The following is an 18,603-nucleotide window of genomic DNA, read 5'->3' on the forward strand; positions in this document are numbered from 1 at the left end:
TCGTTAACGGTGATAAAGAAGCGGTTGATGTGTTATTAAGTGACGAACGCATTAAAGCGGTTAGTTTTGTTGGCTCAACACCGATTGCTGAGTACATTTACACCACAGCGAATGCGAATGGCAAACGCTGTCAGGCACTGGGCGGCGCGAAAAATCACGCCATCATTATGCCTGATGCAGACATGGACAACGCGGTAAATCAATTGTTGGGTGCAGCCTTTGGCTCCTCTGGAGAGCGTTGTATGGCGTTATCTGTCGCTGTTGCTGTAGGCGACGAAGCGGCGGATGCCTTAGTGGAAAAAATGACGGTAGCGATGAAAAACCTCAGTGTTGGCGCTCATGACGATGCCAGTAATGATTTTGGCCCCGTCATTACACAAGCACACAAAGAAAAAGTAGAAGGTTACATCACCAGCGCGCAAAATCAGGGAGCAACAATTGTTGTCGATGGTCGCCAGCCACACGTTAAGGGTTATGAAAACGGCTTCTTTGTTGGCGCAACCTTAATTGATGGTGTTACGCCTGAAATGGACAGTTACGTTGCTGAAATCTTTGGTCCAGTATTGCAAGTCATGCGCGTTAAAACCATGCAAGAAGCAATGCAGTTAATTAACGACCATGAGTACGGCAATGGTACCTGTATCTTTACCCGTGATGGTGAAGCGGCGCGTTATTTCTCTGATAACATTCAAGTGGGTATGGTTGGCATTAATGTACCACTACCTGTGCCTGTTGCTTATCATAGCTTTGGTGGCTGGAAGCGTTCATTATTTGGCGATTTACATGCTTATGGTCCTGATGGCGTTCGTTTTTACACCAAGCGTAAAACCATCACCCAACGCTGGCCTTCAAGCGGTGTGCGTGAAGGAGCAAGCTTCGCGTTTGCTTAGTTAACTTGGCGGAAGCAATATAAAACAAAGAGCGGCGGAATATTTCAGCGCCGCCCTTTGCAACTCACCAACAAGAGAATACAAGTTATGTCGAACCAAAAAGTTACTAGATTAAGTCCTAATCCTCAAGGCTTTGGCCATGTTCGTGACGAATTAGATCCCCAAATGTTCGCTTCAGCATTACCGGTTCAGCATACTCATGTTTATTATGAAGACGATAAGCTAGGTCTTTATATTGGTGTATGGGATACCTCAACAATGGTCGAAGCCGCTGGCCCCTATCCTTGTGACGAATTTATGTATTTACTTGAGGGTGAAGTAGAGATAAAGAATAGTAAAACGGGTACGATGGAAAAAGTACAAGCAGGCGAAGCTTTTGTTATTCCTAAAGGTTACGATTGTCAGTGGCATCAGACTGGTTATCTGCGCAAATTTTTCGTAATTTCAGAGCATCCAAAAGAAGAAATCCCCGCTACACCCGTTGTTGAGTGCATCATTAAGCCTCAAGTTAATAGTTCTACTCAGACAATCATTCAGAATAGTGCTGGGATTGAGATTGAAGAAACGGAAATACCTTTTGTGATCAAAGGAAACGAACCAGTGCAAAAATATCTGCCTTATTATAAAGATCATACTGGAAAATTCATTGCTGGCAGCTGGCAGAGTGAAGCATTCGAGACTGAAATTCAGCCCTTCCCACGCAATGAGTTTGTTTATTTACAATCAGGCTCAATAGTCATTACTGAACAAGAAGGTGATGAGCAGGAGTTTAAAGCTGGCGATGCTTTTTTTGTCCCTCAGGGCGTTTTATGCAGCTGGAAAGCAACAGGTGACGTGCGTACATTTTATGCGATTTTACAATCAATCTAAAAGCAATCGGACTTATCACATATTAAAAATATTTAGCATCAAGGTGTATTTCAACAATGAATAATAAACATTATATCAATGGGACATGGGTTTCACAGGCTTCAAGTGAAACATTTTCGGTGATTAACCCTGCCACTGAAGCACTAATTGCTGAGATTCCAGCAGGGAACAGCGTTGATATTGATGCCGCTGTGAAAGCTGCTCGAACAGCATTCGATCAGGGGCCATGGCCTCGTTTAAGTGGCGCTGAACGCGCAGTATATCTCAGAAAAATTGCTAATATTATTACCAGACGTTTAGATGAGTTAGCCAAACTAGAAGTACTCGATAATGGTAAGCCCTATCCTGAAGCCAAATGGGATATTGAGGATACCGCCGCTACCTTTGAATTTTACGCTGGTTTAGCCGAACAACTCGATAACACATCAGAGCAAACCATTGAATTACCAGTGTCGGGCTTTAGCTCAAAAGCAATAAAAGAGCCGCTTGGCGTGGCAGGAGCTATCATTCCTTGGAATTTCCCAATGTTGATGGCGGCATGGAAAGTTGCTCCTGCACTGGCAGCAGGTTGTTCCATCATCCTAAAACCCTCTGAAATAACGCCGCTCACAGCATTAGCGCTGGCAGAGATTGCTGATGAAGCTCAGCTCCCTGCTGGTGTGTTAAACATAGTAACAGGTTTGGGTAAAGATGCCGGACAGGCGTTAGTTGAGCACCCTGACGTTGATAAGTTGGCCTTTACCGGTTCGATACCAACAGGATCAAAAATTATGGCTACGGCCGCCAGAGATATCAAAAATATCAGTCTAGAACTTGGCGGAAAATCCCCTTTTGTTATTTTTGAAGATAGTGATATTGAAAAAGCCGTAGAATGGATCATGTTCGGTATTTTCTGGAACCAGGGCCAGGTTTGCTCAGCAACATCGCGTGTTTTAGTGGCAAAAGAAATATATCCAGCGCTGCTTGAGCGCTTGGTTGAAGAAACGAAAAAAATCACTATCGGCCCGGGGGATCAAGATGGCGTATTACTGGGGCCTCTGGTAAATAGCGATCAATACGAAAAGGTAATAGCAGCAATTGAGCGGGGCGTTAGCGATGGAGCAACGCTAGTGACAGGCGGTCGAAGACCTCCAGGGCTAAATGTTGGTTATTATCTTGAACCAACAATATTGACCGATATCGATGAAAATAGCTGGGTATGGAACGAAGAAATATTTGGTCCTGTTGTATGTATAAAACCATTTAACTCTGAAAGCGAAGCTATTCGTTTAGCCAATGATTCACGTTTTGGACTCGCTGCTGCGGTGATGTCTAAAGATGAAGAACGCTGTGAGCGAGTGGCCAGAGCCTTTCGCGCTGGAATAGTTTGGGTTAACTGTTCACAACCTACCTTTGTTGAAGCGCCATGGGGTGGCTACAAACAATCAGGTATCGGTCGAGAACTCGGTCAATGGGGATTAAATAACTACCTTGAAACCAAACAAATTACCCGCTTTGACAGCAGAGAACCCTGGGGATGGTATATCAAATAATACTATGATTTGACGTACAGACTCCAAAATATAACAAAATTCTTATGAGAGTGAATGATGAAACAGCACCTTGATGCATTAAAAGATTCGAAATATTGTCCCCTTTGGCATGATCAGGATATTCGACCAGAAACTTTACCAGCCTTGTCAGCAGATACAAGCTGCGAGCTATTAATTGTTGGTGGTGGTTTTACCGGTCTGTGGGCCGCCCTTCAAGCCAAAGAACGCCAGCCCGACGCAAATATTATCTTGATCGAGAAAACAACAATATCCGACGGTGCTTCCGGACGGAACGGTGGGTTTTTAAGTTCGAGCCTGGCCCACGGAGAAACCAATACCGACCATCAATTCCCCGGCGAGGCGGATAAACTACATCAATTGGGACAACAAAATCTCAAAGAATTTATCGAGACACTTGAACGTTATAATATTGATGCCCGTTATGAAAAAGTTGGTGAGACTTCAGTTGCAACTGACCAACCATCAGTAGATGCACTGCGTGCAACTTACGAGTCAGAAAAAGAGAAAGGCGAGGATGTTGTCTGGTTTAACCAAGATGAAATGCAGGCACAGGTAAATTCACCAACCTATTTAGCCGGTTTATGGTATCGCGGAGGACAAGACGGCGTAGTAGACCCTGCCCGTTTATGTTGGGGATTAAAGCGAGTTATCCTAGAGCTTGGCGTGCGTATTTATGAAGAAACACCACTAACAAGCCTTAAAAAACTGGGCCGAGATAAAATGGAAGTCACCTGCTCTGACGTCGTGATTGTTAGCGATAAAGTGTTGATGGCGACCAATGCTTACCGTAACCCAATAGGTCAAGCTCGTCGGTCAATCATTCCAGTATGGGATTACCAAATTGCAACCCAGCCACTAAGCCAAGAACAGCTGGACTCTATTGGCTGGCACAAGTCTCGCCATGCAATCTCTAATCATGCCAACATGTTCCACTATTATCGATTCACTAAAGATAATCGTATTACCTGGGGTGGAGGTGGCGCTGTTCGATATTATTTTAATAACGGCATAGACCAAAGTTATGCTGACGTTCCTGAACGTTTTGCGCAATTGTCCCAAGAGTTCTTTGAAACTTTCCCTCAACTTAAAGGCGTTAAATTTACTCATCGCTGGAGCGGTATTATTGCAACCTCCACTCGTTTTTGTGTGGTGCCTGGGGTAGCTTATGATGGGCGCGTTGCATGGGCTATCGGTTACACCGGTTTGGGGGTTGGCGCTTCTCGATTTGGTGCCAGAATAGGTATCGAACTACTGGGCTATAAGCCAAGTGAAATCCTCGATATGCAATTTGTGAAAAAGAAACCAATACCATGGGCACCAGAGCCACTTCGTTGGATTGGTGTATACCTGACTCATAAGGCGCTAGAAAAAGCTGATGCTAATGGTGGTAAACGTGGATTATGGCTTAAACTTTTAGATATGCTTAACCTAGGCTTCACTTGTTAAATGCCCAATTTTGTATAATATACGGCCCTCAATTTATATGCTCCTAAGTGGGAGCAAAAAGAGCTTATCTATGACAGTTATATCACCTCGTATTGCAACCCTGTTGCTGCTTATAGTCTGCTTTATTTGGGGGGTAGAATTTGTCCCCATTGATCTCGCTATTGAAGTTATGCCAACGAATACCTTCAATGCTATCCGTTTTGCTGTTGCGACACTTTCGATGCTACCTCTGCTTTGGTTTGTGCAAAAGAAAGGTAAAGGTACTGATAAGCCTATCGACTATGTCCTATTAATAAGATCGGGTATGTTGCTGGGATTTTTTCTCTTTATTGGTTTCTATACCCAGACTGAAGGAATGCGTTTTACCACGGTGACTAATGCTGGTTTTATTACCGGTCTGTGTGTGCCTCTTGTTCCTGTATTAGGTTTTTTAATATTTCGAAATGTTGTTCCTAAGTCGGTATGGATAGGCGTTGTTACCGCAACGGCGGGTCTCTATATGTTAACCGTTGGAGACAAGTTGGTCTTTAATAAAGGCGATATTCTAGTGTTGATCTGCGCCTTTGGTTTTGCCGGGCACATCATTATGACCGATCGCTTCGTCGATAACTTACCCATCATTCCATTAAGTATTGTACAAATTTTTGCGGTATCACTTTATAGTACGATAGCTATATTTATTGGCCCTGATCCTGCTTTTTATTATCAAAATGCCGAACCCGTTAGTTGGCATCAGCAATTGTTTACCCCCTTGATGATGTTTGCCATTTTAGTTTCTGGGATCTTGGGTACTGCTTACGCTTTCTGGGCTCAATCGGTAAGCCAGAGATTGCTCAAACCCCATAAAGTAGCGCTTATCTTTGCTGCAGAACCCGTCTTCGCTTGCATTGCCGCTTGGGTATTTTTGGACGAAGTTCTTGGTGAAAAAGGCATGATTGGTGCGGGGTTAATTCTTGCTGGAATGCTTGTCTCAGAGTTAGGTGATCGGAAAAAACAACCAGAACTCAGACCGCTTGATCAGACAGCGGCACTGAAATAGAAAAATCTAAAATCTAAAATCTAAAATCTAAAATCAATGGGTACTAAAGATACTATTTTTTATGCCCATTAATTTCCCTTACTTCTGATAATAACTCTGACCTTTATTCACTAATCATTAGCTGAATCTGCACTGTAAACCTGTCACCAATAACTATATATTGATCTAACACCTAAAAAAAACACTACATATTGTGCTTAATTATTTCAGTACCACAAGTTATTGTGATCTAAATCAACAAAGCCACCCCCTGAAATACTATATATTGTGTTTATTAAAACAATAACATCTATATATAGGTGACCCATGAATTTTAACTGTATTACTCCGAGTGTGGTCTTCCAAGAAGTGCCTAATGAAATTAGCCTGTGCTTTAGTATTACTGGTTGTAAGGTCGGCTGCAAAGGCTGCCACAGTACTGAGTTATGGCATGAAGATAATGGCATGTCGCTCACCAACACTAACTTCATCCAGTGGCTTAAAAAGTATCAAGGCTTAATCAGTTGCGTGGTTTTTTTTGGTGGCGAATGGCAACCCAACGCTTTAATTGAAAAGCTGATCATCGCTAAAAATCATGGTCTTAAAACTTGCCTCTACTCAGGTGAAAAACATATTGATATAAAGATTTCTCAACACCTTAATTTTTTAAAAACGGGTGCTTGGCATGAAGCTTTAGGTGGCCTAAATAGCCCGATAACCAATCAAGTTTTTCGTGATGTCATTTCAGCAGAGAAATTAAACCATTTATTTATCAAAGATATCGATGCGAATACCTTCAATGCTAACACCGTCGATGCTGATCATTCCCAAACTACTATTTTAGAGAGTAATCCTTTAAAGGCTAATGCTTTAGAGATTAGTGCTTTTGAAATTAGTACTTTCAAACCTTATCAATTTAATCAAGGAGCTAACAATGTTGCGGCTTAACGAAGAACAAATCACTAATAAAAAAGATTTTATCAAACAATATTTTTCAGCAAAAAATGCAGCTGACGGCTCAAAAATGGATGCCAATGCCAACGTCAGTCATAAAAACATTGCGACGTTAGAAGCTGAGTTATTAAAAGATTGTTTTGTACAAATTAATCGCGCGTTAGTACATGACAAAATACGTGATACTTTTGATGCTGATTTGGCCAAAGAGTATTTACGCCAAATTGAAGATCATGAAATTTATGTGCACGATGAGACCAGTTTAAAGCCATATTGCACCTCAATTAGCATGTATCCCTTTTTATTAGACGGATTAACTAAGCTAGGCGGTGAGTCTAAAGCACCTAAGCATTTAGAATCTTTCTGCGGTTCTTTTGTTAATTTGATTTTTGCTATATCGGCTCAATTTGCCGGTGCCGTTGCAACTGTTGAGTTTCTCACCTATTTTGATTACTTTGCCCGCCTTGAATACGGTAATGACTATCTAAGTACGCATAAATCTGAGATAGAAAATCACTTACAACATGTGGTCTATGCTATTAACCAACCAGCGGCTGCTCGTGGATACCAGAGTGTATTTTGGAATATTTCACTATTTGATCAACATTACTTTGCTTCAATGTTTGGTGAATTTGTTTTCCCTGATTTTAGTAAGCCTAATTGGCAGACCGTTGACCAGTTACAACAATTTTTCCTCGGTTGGATCAATAAAGAGCGTGAACAAGCAGTACTTACCTTCCCCGTAGTTACCGCTGCAATGCTAACTGCAAATGGCCAATGTAAAGACTTGGATTTTGCTCGAAAGCTCGCTCAACAAAAAGCTGAGGGCAATTCCTTTTTTATCTACTTATCTGATAGTGCAGATTCACTAGCCTCATGTTGTCGATTACGTAATGAAATTTCTGATAATACTTTTTCTTATACCTTGGGCGCTGGTGGTGTAGCCACTGGCTCGATTAATGTAATCACGGTTAATATGAACCGTTTAGTGCAAGACGGTCGAGACTTGAAAACAGAAATTGAAAAAGTGCAAAAATACCAAGTAGCCTATCGAAAGCTTATGGAAGACTATCAAGCACAAGGAGCATTATCCGTTTACGACGCAGGGTTTATCTCACTTGATAAGCAATTTCTTACCATAGGTATTAATGGTATGGCTGAAGCTGCTGAGTTTGCCCAAATTAAAGTCGGCAATAATGAAGAATATAAGCAGTTTGTTAGTAAACAATTAAAAGTCATTTACCAAGCTAACCAAGCCGCTAAGAAAGAATTTGGTTATATGTTTAATACCGAATTTGTGCCTGCTGAAAATCTCGGCATTAAAAATGCGAAATGGGATAAGAAAGACGGTTACCAAGTAAGCCGCGAGTGTTATAACTCTTATTTTTATGTCGTGGAAGACGAAGAAACTAACCATATCGATAAGTTTGTCATGCACGGTCAAGAAATGACGCAATACCTTGATGGTGGTTCAGCACTGCATTTAAATTTAGATGAATCGCTTTCTACTGATGCATACCTGAAACTATTCAATGTAGCTGCAGCTACAGGGTGTAATTATTTTTGTATCAATGTGAAGATTACGATTTGTAATGAATGTGACAAAATCGATAAGCGCACTTTACATCTCTGTTCGAGTTGCGGCAGTGAAAACATTGATCACGGAACGCGCGTTATTGGTTATTTAAAACGAGTTACGGCCTTTAGTCAGGGCCGCCAAAAGGAACATGCTCTGCGTCACTATCATAAAGAAAGTGCTTAATAAGCAGAGTTTTTTTAAGTACGAAATAACTCCCATTATTTCGTACTTTGTTTATTCTTACATCCTGTTCAAGTAGCTTAAAGCTTTAAGCTGTATGCCTCAATGAAAAGGAAAAAGCACGGAGTTGATGACTATCAATGAATACTTTTGACGAATTCATTGAGATTTACCGCGACAAGGTTTATTGCTACTAAACAGGCATGACTTTATAAGCGCAACGCCTTGCTCCATCAATAATATGCTCTTCTCTGCTCACTTCAGCAATGTCCTTCATTAGTGTTTGAAACATTTGTAATTCTGAACGACAAAAACTCAAACATTTACTTGCTGCAGCACAGATTGGGCAATGATTTTCCATTAACCAAAAAATGCCATCATGCTCTTCAACGCTTGCCATGTAACCTTCATCACTACGCAATTTAGCTAAGGTTTGTAGTTTTTCTTCCACACCATAACGATCGGCTAACGCTAAGGTATAGTTTGTCATCGCTGTTTCTTCTCGGTGACTGATCAGCTTTTCCATACCATCGTCACCAAAGAGTGTGATAACAGAGTCGAGTAGCTGCACGGTTAATTCATCGTGACGATCAGCAAAACGGCTATTGCCTTTATCAGTTAATGACCAATATCGGGTAGGTCTGCCTCGAGCCGCTTTTTCATCTTTAAAAACCACATCTCCAGAATCTTCCAGCCCTTGTACATGCTGGCGAATTCCCATTGTCGTTAGACCCAATTCACTTGCCAGTATTTTTGCTGTTAAAGGCCCTTGAGTCTTTAATAACTGAATTATTTTTTCATGTGTCTTCATTAAATCTCCGGCAGGAAAAAGGGGTATACCCTTATTATTACGCATTTTTATCGCTGAGACTAATATTTAGTAAAGTTTTTTGTTTATATTTAACTTGACCTTATTAAGTAAAGCATTTACCTTACTTAATAAGTAAAACGCTTTACTAAAGAAAACGACGGGAAATATTATGAATTTACTCATTATCAGTGCTAGTCAACGAACCGAATCACAAAGTGCAAAAGTCGCTGACTACTTGGCTAACAGCAGTAGTCAATTTAGTAAAACTAGTCATATTGAATTATGTAAACAGCGATTACCACTATGGGACGGCGATGATAGTAGTAAGCAAAATGACAATAGTGACTGGTTGGCCATCAATACCCAATTACAAACAATGGATGCATTAATACTTATCACCCCAGAATGGGGCGGGACCGCTTCGCCATTATTGAAAAATTTATTAATGATGTCTGAGGCTGCCGATATTGGTCACAAACCCGTGTTATTAGTTTCTGTAGTCAATGGCATTAGCGGTGCTTATCCCATTGCAGAATTAAGAATGAATGCCTTTTCAAATAACAAATTAGTCGCTATACCCGATCACCTTATTATTAGAAATGTTGAAGAGATTCTAAATACAGCCAATGAGAACAACCTCCAGCATGATAATGCCATAACTCGTCGTGATAAACGCATTCGTCATCGCATTGGTTATAGCTTACATACCTTATTGCATTATGGCCAAGCGATGAAATCTTTACGTGAAACCTTGCAGGTCAGCACGTATAACAATGAACACTTATATCAATACGGTATGTAAGCACACTGCAGACCTAAGTTAAGTAAACGAGGCAATATTATGAATTTAAATCAAGTCACCCTTACCGTCATTAACATGGATGAAAGTACCGATTTTTATCGTCGTTTAGGTTTTTTACAGATTGTAGATACGCCACATTATGCACGCTTCGCCTGTCCTGATGAGGGCGCTACTTTTTCATTAAGCTTAGCTGAAACTGAATCGCTAACTAATACACAAAATAAACTGAGATCTGGCACAACCATCTATTTTGAGCATGAAAAACTAGATGACTGGGTAAAAACAGTCCAAAGCCGTGGTATTGAATTTGAACAGCTGCCTATTTCACAATCTTACCTATGGCGTGAAGCAATATTAACGGACCCTAGCGGCAACAAAATAAAACTCTATTGGGCTGGAGAGAATCGCTTAAATCCACCTTGGCGAGTTGAGAAAAAATACCACGAGTAAAAAAGACTACACTACTATTGATAGATACGTTTTTAAAACGTACAGGAGAGCACTTATGATTACTTTAGAACACATTAATTTAGTCGTTAAAGACATAGAAAAAAGCTTAGAATTTTACCGCGCAGCTTTTCCACATTGGCATGTACGAGGCGGTGATAAAGGTGAATGGTCTGGAAAACCGAGAAATTGGTTACACTTTGGTGATGATTATCAATATATCGCCTTTGCCGATAATGGCGTCGGTGACAATAGAGATTTAACTGGTCATCAAGTAGGTTTGGCGCATTTTGCTTATGTTACCAGCGATCTTAAAGGCACTATAGCCCGTATAACACAAGCAGGCTTCGCTATTCACAAAGAGGGTATGCCAGATAAGTATAGAGATAATATCTATTTTCTTGATGCTGATGGTTATGAAGTGGAATTTGTTCAGTACCACACTGACTTGCCTGAACTAAGAAATCGATATTAATTATCAATGATAGCCACTTCAATGTTGAAGAAAACTGGGTAAGAACGCATGGTAACTTTACAGTATTCATCAACATAGCTTAAACTTAGCGGGCTATCCCCCAATTTAAGGACTCTCATGGTTAAGTTTCAATGGCTATTTATTTTTCTATTTCTCTCAGGTTGTGCCACGTTAGGGGTTATGGAATTCGACAAGCTTTATGGTCCAAGCAATGTTGAAAATAGATTAGCTCAAGTTAAAGCGACTACAGCAGAAGCCATTCATTTTAATAGACAGATACAACCAATTATTGAAAACCGCTGTGTTGTTTGTCACGGTTGTTACGATGCCCCTTGCCAGTTGAAAATGGAAAGTCGCGCAGGTATTGAACGTGGTGCTAATAAAACCATGGTTTACAATGGTGAGCGCCTACTTACTGCTAATATCAGTGCAAGCCTTAGCAAATTAACTGAATTGAAACGGGATAACTTAGAGCCACTTCGCCAGCAAGGATATTTTCCGGTACTTAATGAGCGCCAGCAAACAGAGCAAGCCAATACCCAGAGCAGCTTGTTCTATCAAATGTTACAACTCAAAAAGCAACACCCTTTACCCAGTGAGCCAATACTTAATGAGAGTTTTGATGTCGCACTCGATAGAAGCCAACAATGCCCAACAATAGAAGAGTTTGAGCAATATAAGGATAAGTACCCTCTTGGGGGCATGCCCTATGCACTGCCGGCACTCTCAACAACTGAGCATGATCAATTAACTGATTGGATAGCCCAGGGTGCAATCATGCCCGATGCCTTACCACCCAATGCTAAAGAACAACAAATGATCACCCGTTGGGAAAAGTTACTTAATGGTAGCTCTGCTAAAGAACAGTTGATTGCCCGTTATTTATTTGAACACTTATACTTAGCCAATTTATATTTTGATAAAGCACGATCTAGTTACTTTAAATTGGTGCGTTCGAGCACGCCTAGTGGTGAAAAAATAGCGGTGATTACTACCCGTCGTCCTTTTGATTCACCTTATGCAGATGGCAGCACTGATGCCATTGTCGATAAGCCGCAAGTGTACTATCGATTAATTAAGCACAACGACACCATTATTGCCAAGCGCCATATGCCCTACCCGTTTGGTGAAGCTAAATTGGCGCGTATTTCAGCGCTTTTCTATCAACCTGATTACACAGTAACTACCTTGCCTGATTACCAATTAGCAAACGCCTCTAATCCCTTTAAGACTTTTCAGGCGATTCCAGATAAAGCACGCTATCAGTTTTTATTAGACCAAGCGCAGTTCTCTATTATGAACTTTATTAAAGGTCCTGTTTGTCGAGGTCAAATTGCGCTGAATGTGATTGAAGATAATTTTTGGGTATTTTTCCTCAGTCCTGATAATTTTGATCATTACCCCAGTGAAAAATTCATTAAAGCTAATGCAGAATTATTACAATTACCGGCTGGAACGAGTGATAAAACCCTATCATTACTTTACTGGCGACAATATGCGAAAAGTCAGCAAGAATACGTAAAAAATAAATTAGCTTATGTGGAGGAGCTTAACTTACAGCCCAATCAACTAAACCTTGATTTGATTTGGTCGGGTAAAGGAAACCCAAATGCTAGCCTTACCGTATTCAGACACTTTGATAGTGCTTCTGTATTGCAAGGTTTTGTTGGTCCTACTCCTAAAACAGCATGGTTAATTAGCTATCCATTATTAGAACGAATTCATTACTTATTAGTGGCTGGTTTTGATGTTTATGGCAGTGTGGGTCATCAATTAAAAACACGTTTATATATGGATTTTTTACGGATGGAAGCCGAAAGTAATTTCATTAGCTTTTTACCTAAAGATGAACGAAAAGCAATACACGAGTATTGGTATCGTGATACCAGTGACGACATTAAAGATTATATTTTCTCTGATGATTTTTATCAGTTACCCGAAACAGGTATTAACTATCAAAGCAGTAATCATCAAGAGGAACTGTTTCAATTGGTTGGCCAACATACCAAAAATACCAATGTTAGCCAGTTTAACCTCAATTCATTAGCACAAAACAGTGCCGACAAAGTCATTGCAAACATCAGCCAGTTACCTAATGAAAGCGTCACTCTGTTACCACAAGTGAGTTATATCATGGTATCAAATGGCGATAAAAACCAAGTCTATAGCTTAATTAACAACTCCGCACACAGTAATGTTGCCCATTTATTTTCAGAAGCAAATAGACGCCTCCCCAAAGAAGATGATTTAGCCATTTTACGCGGAGTCGTGGGTACTTACCCCAATGCCTTTTTTAAAGTAGATCAAGCGCAACTCAGTGAGTTTGTCAGTAGCTTGAACGCAATAAAAACCGAGCAAGATTACCGTAAACTTAAAGACCGGTTTGCCATTCGCCGCACAAATCCTAAATTCTGGACTTTTGCAGATGAATTACACGCTTGGTATAAAACCAATCAACCTAAATCAGCGGGCTTACTTGATTTTAATCGCTTGGAAAATCGTTAGACTCTTAACTGAATAGCGATTGGTAATACCCTGTAACAAAATACTGCCGCTTACCTCAATACTCAATGAGGTAAGCCATAGTCTTGCTAAACCCTCTTCTGATACACTGCAGAACGATTTGTAAAATAAATGTAAATACTTAGTACGAATCTAAATGAATTCACTAACCTAATAGTCACTTCAACAAGCGAGACTCAAATGAAGAAACAAAGCCTTTTCTTGACCAGTATCTTGGTCACTAGCGTATTAGCCGGTTGTACTGGTAATAGTGTTGAGCAAACATCAGAACCTATGGCTTCAGCTCAACAGCAAGCACAAAAAATCAATTATCCTGTGACAGCAAAAGGTGACGTAGTTGATAATTTCTTTGGTACTGATGTTGCGGACCCTTACCGTTGGTTAGAAGATGATCGCAGTGAAGAAACAGGCGCTTGGGTTAAGGCAGAAAACAAGGTGACATTCGATTACTTGTCACAAATTCCGTATCGTGGACAACTTAAGTCGCGTCTAGCCGAATTATGGAACTACGAAAAAGTAGGCGCGCCTTTTAAAGAGGGTGATTATTCCTACTTTTACAAAAATGATGGTCTACAAAATCAATATGTTGTTTATCGTCAAAAAGAAGGCGGCACTGCTGAGTTGTTTTTAGATCCAAATACCTTTAGTGAAGATGGCACCACCTCAATGGGACAGCTAAGCTTCTCAAAAGATGGCTCTATTGCCGCTTATGCTATTTCTGAAGGTGGTAGTGATTGGCGTAAAATCATCATCATCGATGTAGAAACTAAGAAAGTATTAGAGACACCTCTAGTAGATGTTAAATTCTCAGGTATTTCTTGGTTTAAAAATGAAGGGTTTTACTACTCAAGTTATGACAAACCAGAGGGCAGTGAGTTATCGGCTAAGACTGACCAACATAAACTTTATTACCATGTATTAGGTCAACCACAAAAAGACGATAAAATTATTTTTGGTAATATCGCCGAGCAAAAACGTCGTTATGTAGGAGGTAATGTCACTGAAGATAATCGTTTCTTGCTTATTTCTGGCGCCATTTCAACATCAGGTAATGATCTTTATTTAAAAGATTTAACTAAACCAAATAGCCCACTTATAACAATTACTGATAACTTCGATGCTGATACCTACGTTATTGAAAATGAAGGTGACAAGTTATTTTTAGTGACAAACTTAAATGCGCCAAATAAGAAAATTGTCACGGTAAATGCTAAAGCACCAGCCAGTAAAAACTGGACTGACTTTATTGCAGAAACGGATTATGTGTTAAGCGCTTCAACGGGTGGCGGCTTCTTCTTTACTGAGTATATGGTTGATGCCATTTCTAAAGTTTATCAATATGATTATCAAGGTAAACAAGTACGTGAAATCAACTTACCAGGTGTCGGTAGTTCTTCAGCCCTAGAAGGCGATAAAGACGAAAGTACGTTATATTACTCATTTAGCAACTACAAAACGCCAGGTACTATCTATAGCTACAACATAGATAAAGGTAATAGTGACGTTTACCGTAAGTCAGGCGCTAAATTCGATAGCGATGCTTATGAATCAAAACAAGTATTCTATCCTTCAAAAGATGGTACCAAAGTACCTATGATCATTACCTATAAAAAAGGTATTGAGCTTAATGGTAAAAATCCAACTATTTTATATGGTTACGGTGGCTTCAATATTAGCTTAACACCAAGATTTAGTGTCTCGCGTGCAGTATGGTTAGAACAAGGTGGTATTTATGCTGTTGCTAACTTACGTGGTGGCGGTGAATACGGTAAAACATGGCACAAAGCGGGTACTCAATTAGATAAACAAAATGTTTTTGATGACTTTATTGCTGCCGGTGAATACTTAATTAAGCAAGATTATACTTCTAGTGACTACTTAGCGATTAATGGTGGTTCTAACGGTGGTTTATTAGTAGGCGCAGTTATGACTCAGCGTCCTGATCTTATGCAAGTTGCCTTACCCGCTGTTGGTGTATTAGACATGCTTAGATATCACACCTTCACTGCTGGTGCAGGTTGGGCTTACGATTATGGTACAGCTGAGCAAAGTGAAGAAATGTTCACTTACTTAAAGGGTTATTCACCTGTTCACAATGTTAAAGCCGGTGTTAGTTATCCAGCGACTATGGTTACTACAGGCGATCATGATGACCGTGTTGTGCCAGCACATTCATTTAAGTTTGCTGCTGAGTTACAAGCTAAACAAGCAGGTAACGCTCCAACATTAATTCGTATTGAAACCAATGCAGGTCACGGTGCAGGTACGCCTGTTTCTAAAACTATTGAACAGTACGCTGACATCTATGCCTTTACCTTGTTTAACATGGGTTTTACTTCCTTACCGAAGTAAAACAGTAAAACAACGCGCTAGTTATTTTTGATGTTAACTGAAAAAAGCTGATCTTGATCAAGTACTTGAGTAAATTACTCAGGTACTATTTCAACAAGTTTAATGAATTCAATTTAAATATCTGGAGTAATTTATGGGTTGTTGTGGTGGTTGTGGTGGCGAAGGTCACGATGAGAAAAAAGAGCAAGAACAAGCTCAAGATAAATCTACTGAACAAACTGAAGCTGCTGAAAAAGAGTAATTGATACCAAACGGATTAATTTATTGGTCAGCTTAGAGCTACATTAGCGAGCTTAAAACAAGCAAAATGAGTTAAACATAGTTACTCTATATTTCATTCATTTTGTGATGTTATCAGTTTGCTAATGAGCTCCCGATGGGCGAGTTTAAAAGGTTTACATGCGGCGTTATTGATTTTGACAAGGGAATAACCATTCTCTTCAATCAATGCCTTGCCTCTAAACCTTTTAATTCTCGCTAAGTGATCAATAAATTAGTCCGATTGGTATTACTCTCTATCAACTGTAGTTTGTACAAATGCCGGTCAACTATCCTAGTTAGTTAATCGGCATTTTTTTATGCAAATATTTATTAATTAGTGAGATAACAAACGAACTAATTACTTATGCTCTTTGATTAACGCGAGAAAGGGTTGTCCGTAACGGGATAACTTCACATCTCCGATACCACTAATGCTCAGCATCTCACGCGATGTTTTCGGCTTTACACGTGCCAGCTCAGATAAGGTGGCATCATTGAAGACAATAAAAGGAGCAATGTCTTCACCATCAGCAATGGCTTTACGAAGTTCGCGTAATTTTGCAAATAAAACACGATCATAGCTTTTTTGAGGGCTTTTTTCTTGCCAGTAACTGGCTTTTTGCAGACGAGGGCTAGCTAACATCAAAGGCTCTTGCGCTTTTAATACCACGCCCGACGCCTGTGTTAAGCATAAAATAGATTGTTGTTCGATATCTTGCTGTAAATAACCTAAATGAATTAGCTGTCCAATAATTGAGAACCAGTAACCCACCGTTTTTCCTTTACCGATACCAAAGGTAGAGACTTTATCATGCGCTAGCTGTTTAACTTTTTCAGTAAGTTCACCGCGCAATACGGCAATAACATGATTAATATCACCTTGTTGCTCAATACGATACACGCATGACAATACTTTTTGTGCTTCTATGGTGCCATCAAACTGACTTGGTGGGTCTAAGCAAATATCGCAATTTCCACAGCCTTTTTCGGTATATTCGGCAAAGTAATTCAGTACTACCTGCCGACGACAAGTTTGTGCATCAATAAAAGCATCCATGGCAGCAAAACGTTGCATTTCAACATTCACTCGCTGCGGATTATCGCCTTCACTAATGCGCTTCTTAATACGATTAACATCTTTCTCATCAACCAAAAATAAGGCTTCTGCATTTAAGCCATCTCGACCAGCGCGACCAATTTCTTGATAATAAGACTCTAAAGTACGTGGTGGCTCAAAATGTATGACATAACGCACATTAGGTTTATTGATTCCTAAACCAAAAGCAACAGTAGCAATCACTATTTGAATATTATCTTTGGTGAAACCCTCTTGTACTAGGGAACGAATTTCGTTCTCTAACCCCGCATGGTAAGCAGCACAGTTGATGCCGCTAGCGGCTAAATACTTAGCCAATTTTTCCACTTGCCAACGACTGTTACAATAAATAATACCGCTGTCTTCACCCTTCTTTTTGATATACCCCAACAACTGCTTTTCGCCATTATATTTAGGCGCTAAGGTAAAACGAATATTGGGTCGGTCAAAACTATCAAGGTGAATATAAGGATTTGGTAACGCAAGTTGGTTCAAAATATCTTTACGAGTCGTCACATCTGCCGTCGCAGTTAACGCCATAACGGGCACTGTGGGGAAATTTTGTTTTAAGCATTGTAGCTTGGTGTACGCAGGTCTGAAATCATGGCCCCATTGAGAAATACAGTGCGCTTCATCAATAGCAAATAAGCTTAATGGCAGTTGGTTCAAGCTTTGTAAGAAGTAATAATTAGTTAGGCGTTCAGGGGCAACATAAAGCAGTTTAATTTCACCTCGCCCTAACCGAGCGAAAATATCGCTGATTTCGCTTTGTTCCAAACTTGAATTAATAAAGGCAGCTGAGATTCCTTGCCTAGTTAAGCCATCGACTTGGTCTTTCATTAAGGCAATCAACGGAGATACAACAACCGTAACACCAGGTAACAGTACCGCGGGTAACTGATAACATAAAGATTTACCACCACCCGTAGGCATTAAGACCAATGAGTCTTGCCCTTGTAACAAGCTATTGATAATTTTAGCTTGTCCCTCACGAAAGCTATCATAGCCAAAATAGTGCTTTAAAGTATCGAGCAGTAAGGCATTATTTTCAGTACTGAGTTCTGTACTAATTTCGGCACTGTTTTGGTCATTGGCAACGGAAGAATTCAAGAAGGTGTCGACTAATTTTCTTATGAGTAATACCGCTATTTTAACTCAGCGCAGCCGTGAAAACCTAGTACATAAAAATATATTTATAACTCACCTAAAATCATGTGCTTGTTCAGAGGTAAACGCATTATACCAATCGGACTAATTTATTGATCCGTTTGGTATTAGTACTAACAAGTTTACGCTGTGAAGAATCACCACTTAGCTTTAAATACTTGAACCGCTTCATGTCGTGT

General features: G+C 40.0%; 14 protein-coding genes. 12 read left to right on the forward strand and 2 right to left on the reverse strand.

The features are described 5' to 3' along the window. The 7 genes from ESZ36_RS21440 to nrdD form a co-directional block, all read left to right on the forward strand. The coding region (locus tag ESZ36_RS21440; RefSeq protein WP_146791683.1) for an aldehyde dehydrogenase family protein at positions 1 to 890 on the forward strand (890 nt) is incomplete at its 5' end. An 87-nt stretch (positions 891 to 977) separates the two neighbouring features. Then, positions 978 to 1,760 (forward strand): cupin domain-containing protein, encoded by a 783-nt coding sequence (locus ESZ36_RS21445; protein WP_146791685.1) that lies wholly within the window; start codon positions 978 to 980, stop codon positions 1,758 to 1,760. A gap of 56 nt (positions 1,761 to 1,816) precedes the next feature. Further along, positions 1,817 to 3,292: an aldehyde dehydrogenase family protein gene (locus ESZ36_RS21450; protein ID WP_146791687.1), complete on the forward strand. Its 1,476-nt coding sequence runs from the start codon at positions 1,817 to 1,819 to the stop codon at positions 3,290 to 3,292. A 57-nt stretch (positions 3,293 to 3,349) separates the two neighbouring features. Then, positions 3,350 to 4,759, forward strand: coding sequence for an NAD(P)/FAD-dependent oxidoreductase (locus ESZ36_RS21455; protein WP_246129209.1), 1,410 nt, complete (start codon positions 3,350 to 3,352; stop codon positions 4,757 to 4,759). Between the two features lie 70 nt (positions 4,760 to 4,829). Further along, the gene (locus ESZ36_RS21460; protein ID WP_146791691.1) at positions 4,830 to 5,798 is read left to right on the forward strand and encodes a DMT family transporter; all 969 of its coding nucleotides are present in this window, start codon (positions 4,830 to 4,832) and stop codon (positions 5,796 to 5,798) included. Positions 5,799 to 6,104: 306 nt separating this feature from the next. Next, positions 6,105 to 6,725 carry an anaerobic ribonucleoside-triphosphate reductase activating protein gene (gene nrdG / locus ESZ36_RS21465; RefSeq protein WP_146791693.1) on the forward strand — a complete coding sequence of 207 codons (621 nt, stop codon included), beginning with the start codon at positions 6,105 to 6,107 and terminating at the stop codon, positions 6,723 to 6,725. Next, entirely contained in the window at positions 6,712 to 8,493 is a 1,782-nt protein-coding gene (gene nrdD / locus ESZ36_RS21470) for an anaerobic ribonucleoside-triphosphate reductase (protein ID WP_146791695.1), read from the forward strand. Before nrdG ends, nrdD begins: the two co-directional genes overlap by 14 nt. A 190-nt stretch (positions 8,494 to 8,683) precedes the next feature. On the opposite strand, the gene ESZ36_RS21475 is transcribed toward nrdD, so the two are convergent. Beyond that, positions 8,684 to 9,301: a helix-turn-helix transcriptional regulator gene (locus ESZ36_RS21475; protein WP_146791750.1), complete on the reverse strand. Its 618-nt coding sequence runs from the start codon at positions 9,299 to 9,301 to the stop codon at positions 8,684 to 8,686. Positions 9,302 to 9,470: 169 nt separating this feature from the next. Here ESZ36_RS21475 and ESZ36_RS21480 point away from each other — a divergent pair, with 169 nt between their 5' ends. The 5 genes from ESZ36_RS21480 to ESZ36_RS21500 all read left to right on the forward strand — a co-directional run bounded on the left by ESZ36_RS21480 (position 9,471) and on the right by ESZ36_RS21500 (position 15,900). Further along, positions 9,471 to 10,103 carry an NAD(P)H-dependent oxidoreductase gene (locus ESZ36_RS21480; RefSeq protein WP_146791697.1) on the forward strand — a complete coding sequence of 211 codons (633 nt, stop codon included), beginning with the start codon at positions 9,471 to 9,473 and terminating at the stop codon, positions 10,101 to 10,103. A 39-nt stretch (positions 10,104 to 10,142) separates the two neighbouring features. Next, positions 10,143 to 10,553 (forward strand): VOC family protein, encoded by a 411-nt coding sequence (locus tag ESZ36_RS21485; protein WP_146791699.1) that lies wholly within the window; start codon positions 10,143 to 10,145, stop codon positions 10,551 to 10,553. Between the two features lie 55 nt (positions 10,554 to 10,608). Beyond that, complete coding sequence (locus ESZ36_RS21490) at positions 10,609 to 11,025, forward strand: VOC family protein (RefSeq protein ID WP_146791701.1); 417 nt, start codon at positions 10,609 to 10,611, stop codon at positions 11,023 to 11,025. A gap of 117 nt (positions 11,026 to 11,142) precedes the next feature. Next, positions 11,143 to 13,530, forward strand: coding sequence for a fatty acid cis/trans isomerase (locus ESZ36_RS21495; protein ID WP_146791703.1), 2,388 nt, complete (start codon positions 11,143 to 11,145; stop codon positions 13,528 to 13,530). A gap of 198 nt (positions 13,531 to 13,728) precedes the next feature. Continuing rightward, on the forward strand, positions 13,729 to 15,900 hold the full coding sequence (locus ESZ36_RS21500; protein ID WP_146791705.1) for a prolyl oligopeptidase family serine peptidase: 2,172 nt from the start codon (positions 13,729 to 13,731) through the stop codon (positions 15,898 to 15,900). 619 nt (positions 15,901 to 16,519) lie between these two features. Here the strand turns inward: ESZ36_RS21500 and recQ are convergent. Next, positions 16,520 to 18,367, reverse strand: a complete 1,848-nt coding sequence (gene recQ / locus ESZ36_RS21505; RefSeq protein WP_211357843.1) for a DNA helicase RecQ — start codon at positions 18,365 to 18,367, stop codon at positions 16,520 to 16,522. Positions 18,368 to 18,603: the final 236 nt, after the last annotated feature.

It is taken from the genome of Colwellia demingiae, from assembly GCF_007954275.1.
GTDB lineage: Bacteria > Pseudomonadota > Gammaproteobacteria > Enterobacterales > Alteromonadaceae > Colwellia > Colwellia demingiae.